Origin of the sequence: Actinoplanes siamensis, from assembly GCF_016862395.1 — a bacterium.
Lineage (GTDB): Bacteria > Actinomycetota > Actinomycetes > Mycobacteriales > Micromonosporaceae > Actinoplanes > Actinoplanes siamensis.
On sequence record NZ_BOMW01000125.1, the window covers coordinates 1 to 3,080 of the forward strand.

Annotated in this window: 2 protein-coding genes; both read left to right on the forward strand. The window is 71.9% G+C overall.

Features of this window, described 5'->3' with window-relative positions; all coding sequences use genetic code 11:
- Positions 1-430 precede the first annotated feature (430 nt).
- A complete protein-coding gene (trxA, locus tag Asi03nite_RS37325; protein WP_203685232.1) occupies positions 431-853 on the forward strand; it encodes a thioredoxin in 423 nt (140 codons plus the stop codon).
- A 133-nt stretch (positions 854-986) separates the two neighbouring features.
- The gene (locus Asi03nite_RS37330) at positions 987-2,936 is read left to right on the forward strand and encodes an intein-containing Rv2578c family radical SAM protein (protein WP_203685233.1); all 1,950 of its coding nucleotides are present in this window, start codon (positions 987-989) and stop codon (positions 2,934-2,936) included.
- Positions 2,937-3,080: the final 144 nt, after the last annotated feature.

The window sequence follows — 3,080 nt, forward strand, 5'->3', positions numbered from 1 at the left end:
TTCGCCCTCCGGGAGAAAACGGAGGGGGACGCAATGAGCGGCGGGGCCCTCCCCGGCACCCGCCGCCCACGCTCTGTTGGGAAAGAGTTTGCCTCACCGTCCGTATCCACGTGAAGAAGTTGCGGATGTGACGCATGTCACTCTTAGGTTTATTAACAGTTCCTTTTTGCGCCGTGGGCCCGTTCCCATCGAGGCCGCCCCGGCTGGGCAAATGCCTCACATTGCGTGATCTTGGATAGAACTCGCACACCAAGGGTGTCGGCAAGCTGACACCGCGCGCCTACTATGAGTTACGATAATGACTCAAGGTCGCCGTACCGTCTCGGACCGGAGTGCCGTAGGACACGTGTCGCGGCCGACGGAACGGGAATGGTGAACAGGTGCCAGGAGTTTCACCCGACGAAAGCGATTCCCGCAGACGGAGGCATCAATGGCGACGGTTGCGCTGACCACAGCGAACTTCGACGAGGTCACCAGCTCGGACGGCATCGTCCTGGTCGACTTCTGGGCCAGCTGGTGCGGGCCCTGTGTGCGCTTCGCACCGACGTACGAGCGTTCCTCGGAGAAGCACCCGGAGATCACCTTCGGCAAGGTGGACACCGAGGCGGAGCAGGCTCTGGCCGCCAAGTTCGACATCCGGTCGATCCCGACCATCATGGCGGTCCGCGACGGCATCGTGGTGTTCGCCCAGCCCGGCGCGCTCCCCGAGTCCGCCCTGGAGAGCCTGATCGAGAAGGTCGAGCAGCTCGACATGGACGAGGTGCGCGAGCAGGTGGCCGCCCACAAGAAGGCGCACGAGCCGAAGGCCGCCGGCACCGAGAAGCCCGCCGCGGCTGGAGCCGCGGCCAACTGACCAGGCCAGACGTCAGGCCCGCGGACCGGTTCGGTCCGCGGGCCTGATGCTTTTCCACACCGATCACGCCGTACGTGTCCACAGCCGGCCGAAGCGGTGGACATGATCTCGTACGTGTGTTCGAATAGCCGCCATGCGATGGTCCCACCTGTCGGCCGGTGCCGATCCGTCAGCCGGCGCCGACGACGGCTCGCTCCCGGACAGGGCGGCGCCGGCGGCTCCACCCCTGCCGCTGGCGCTGCCCGGCGCGACCGTCCGCACGTTCGACACCCCCGGCTTCGCCGGCATGACGTTCTACGAGATCCGCGCCAAGTCGCTGATCAACCGGGTGCCCGGCGCCTCCCGCGTGCCCTTCGAGTGGACCGTCAACCCCTATCGCGGCTGCTCCCACGCCTGCACCTATTGCCTCTCCGGCGACACCCCGATCCTGCTGGCCGACGGGTCCACCCGCCGGCTCGCCGAGCTCCGCCCCGGCGACTCGGTGATGGGCACGATGGGCGCCGGCCCGCACCGGCGCTACGTGCCGACCACCGTGCTCGACCACTGGGCCACCAGCAAGCCGGCCTTCCGGGTCACCCTGGCCGACGGCACCCGCCTGGTCTCCAGCGGCGACCACCGGTTCCTCACCGAGCGCGGCTGGCGCTACGTGAGCCCGTCCGAGCCGCACCACCCGGCTCTCGCCGTCGGCGACCTGATGGTCGGCGTCGGCCACTTCGCCGAGCCGCCCAAGGAGTCACCCGACTACCAGTCCGGCTTCCTCTGCGGCCTGCTCCGCGGTGACGCCGCCAGCCGGACGGCCCGCGAGGGCGACGCCTGGGTCCGCGCCGACGGCTACCTCGGCGACGTCTCCCTCCCCGACGCGCTGCGCTGGCCCGAGATGCCCTCAGGCGAGTGGTACAGGGGCTTTCTGGCAGGCGCGTTCGGCGCGGTCGGCCGGGCCGAACGGCTCGTCGTCGCCTTCGCCGGCACCGACCGCATCTACCTGCGCTGGATCACCGACGCGCTCACCCACCTCGGCCTGACCAGCCGCACCCCGGTCCCCTGCCGCGCCGGGCGCCCCGGCCGGGTGGAGACCGGCCGGGATCTCTGGTCCGCGCTGCGCTTCCGGCACCTCACGGGCGCGCCCGACGCCCCGCTCGACGCGTCCGGCGTGGGAGTGCGCGCCGACCGCCGGCTCGCCGTCGCCGACATCGAGGACCTCGGTCTCACCCTGCCGCTGTTCGACATCTCCACCGGCACCGGCGACTTCATCGCCGACGGCGTGGTCAGCCACAACTGCTTCGCCCGCAGCACACACGGATACCTCGACCTCGACCCCGGCCACGACTTCGACTCCCGCATCGTGGTGAAGGTGAACGCCGGCGAGCTGATCCGCCGCGAGCTCGCCGACTCCCGATGGGCCGGCGACCCGATCGCGATGGGCACCAACGTCGATGTCTACCAGCGCGCCGAGGGCCGCTACCAGCTGATGCCGGAGATCCTGGCGGCGCTGCGCGACCACGCCAACCCGTTCTCCATCCTCACCAAGGGCACGCTGATCCTGCGCGACCTCGACCTGCTGCGCCAGGCCGCCGCGGTCACCCAGGTCGGCCTCGCCTTCTCGGTCGGTTTCGTCGACGAGCGGGTCTGGCGCTCCGCCGAGCCCGGCACCCCCAGCCCTCGCCGCCGCCTCGACGCGGTGCGCCGGCTGACCGACGCCGGCTTCCCGGTCGGCGTACTGCTGGCCCCGATCCTGCCCGGACTCACCGACACCGAGGAGTCCATCGACGAGACGGTCGCCGCCATCGCCGCGGCCGGCGCCACCAGCGTCACCCCGATCCCGTTGCACCTGCGCCCCGGCGCCCGCGAGTGGTATGCGGCGTGGCTGGCCCGCGAGCACCCTGCCCTGGTCCCCCGCCACCGGGAGCTCTTCGGCCGGGGCGCCTACTCGCCCCGGGCCTACCAGGAGGAGCTCTCCGCCCGGGTGCGCATGGCCGCCCGCCGCCACGGCCTGCACCGTCCCAGCCCCGCCCAGTTCCGCACCGTGCCCACCCCGGAGCCGCAGCCCGTCGAGCCCCGGTCCACCCAGCTCACCCTGCTCTAGCCGCCAGCCGCACCGGATCCCCAACGGCAGGCCGGGCCGTCCGCCGCGCCGCCCACTCACGCGCCCGGCGCCGTAGCCCGGCCCGCGCCGCCCTCGCACGGCGACCGGCCTGCGCTGCCCCCGCACGCCCGCGCGCTCCCGACC